Origin of the sequence: Solidesulfovibrio alcoholivorans DSM 5433, assembly GCF_000702665.1 — a bacterium.
Classification (GTDB): domain Bacteria; phylum Desulfobacterota; class Desulfovibrionia; order Desulfovibrionales; family Desulfovibrionaceae; genus Solidesulfovibrio; species Solidesulfovibrio alcoholivorans.
On sequence record NZ_JNJA01000059.1, the window covers coordinates 1 to 1,615 of the forward strand.

2 protein-coding genes are annotated in these 1,615 nt (G+C 49.2%); one reads left to right on the forward strand and one right to left on the reverse strand.

Annotated elements, in window-relative coordinates; all coding sequences use genetic code 11:
- Positions 1–195 precede the first annotated feature (195 nt).
- Positions 196–756: a MucR family transcriptional regulator gene (locus Q368_RS0122760; RefSeq protein WP_029461304.1), complete on the reverse strand. Its 561-nt coding sequence runs from the start codon at positions 754–756 to the stop codon at positions 196–198.
- A gap of 145 nt (positions 757–901) precedes the next feature.
- Here Q368_RS0122760 and uvsE point away from each other — a divergent pair.
- Positions 902–1,615: UV DNA damage repair endonuclease UvsE (gene uvsE / locus Q368_RS25425; protein WP_084159013.1), on the forward strand; the 714-nt coding region annotated here is incomplete at its 3' end.

The window sequence follows — 1,615 nt, forward strand, 5'->3', positions numbered from 1 at the left end:
CTTTCCCGGGGGGAGACAGCCGCCAGCCTCCAAGGGGAGGTGGATGCACAATTCTAATTGTCGCTGATGCTCAGGAGTAATTGTCGCCGATCACCCTGGCGACCCGAACAACGCAAGCCGGCATAATTGAATACAAAAAAGCCCCTCATTGACCAAGTGATCAATGAGGGGCTTTCTTAAATGGTCGTTGAAAACCTATTTCTTCTTTTCTTCCTTGGCGGGCGCAGCAGGAGCGCTGCCGCCGAGCATCTCGATGATGCCGACTCCCTTCTCCTTGGCGGCGGCAGCCAATCCCTTGAGGCCGTCAAAGCCCTTGTCCATCACGAATTTCTTCACTTCACCCCGAGCGATGCCGAACTCCTTCATGATCATCTGCATCTGCTTGAGGGGGTTGTCTTCGCCAGAAGTGGTCTTGCGAGCCACCTTGACCGACATGTCTTTTTTCTTGACATCAAACTTCTGCATATACTCTTCGCGGGTAAGCCCATGAGTGGCAAGGTGCTTTTTTGTCAAAGTTTTGAATTCCGCACCGCAGAGAGCGCACTTCACACACTTACGAGTTTTCTCATGACGAGGAGCTTCAATCGGTTTCATAGGCTCGGCAGTGACATCGATAATGGGGCCGCTCCGAAGAGAATCGAGCTTTTCGTAGATGCTTTTGGCTACGCTTTCGAGATCGCTAAAGTGGATTTTGCCGTGGCGCAGTTGGTCCTTAGCAAGATTAACAGCTTCCGACCACATTTCCTTATCGATCATAATGGCTCCTTGGTTTTGTTCGTGTCAGATGGGAACGATCTACCATCGATAAATAATATGTCAACTCGATTTTTTAAATTGAAATATAAATTTACAAGCTAGATCTGGCCGAATGCTGAAATAATTTCAGAAAAAAAGGAAAGCTATGCGATTTGGACTTTGTTGCTTATTTGTTGAAGAAAAAATATCGTTTAGAACGACCACGGCGAAAGCCTTGTTGAACCTGACGGTCAAAACACGCTTGGAAAAAATATCCGAGATTTGCCTCCACAACGCCAAAAGTCTGCTGGAATCTGTCAAGACTGCTCACCGTATGGGTTTTGGTGCGTTTAGAATCTCATCACAGCTATTTCCCAGAATGACTCACCCAGTTACGGGCTACCGGCTTGAAGATTTGCCGGGCGATGAGCAAATCAATGGCTTGCTGGCAGCGACAAAGGACTTTTCAAAGAATAATGGTGTCCGCCTCAGCTTCCATCCGGATCAGTTTATCCTGCTGTCATCGCCAAGGAAGGAAGTGACGGAAAATTCCATTTGTGAACTATGCTGCCAGGCCGTCTGGGCAGAGGCCGTTGGAGCAGATGTGATCAACATCCATGCCGGTGGTGTTTACGGTAACAAGGAGCAAGCTCTGGAGCGTTTGAGCGGAGCGTTCAAGGATCTGCCTGAGAAAGTAAGCAGCCGACTCACATTGGAAAACGACGATGTCAGCTATACGATACGCGATTTGCTTCCTGTGTGCCAAGCGCTCTCTATCCCGTTAGTTTACGACGTCCATCACCATCGCTGCAATCCTGATGGCCTCACCGAACTTGATGCCACGGATTTGGCCGCTGGCACTTGGGCAACCGTGGAACGC

Bases quoted from the DNA above. Each gene is read 5' to 3' on its own strand.
- Q368_RS0122760 (WP_029461304.1), bottom strand. From the start codon at position 756: ATGATCGATAAGGAAATGTGGTCGGAAGCTGTTAATCTTGCTAAGGAC.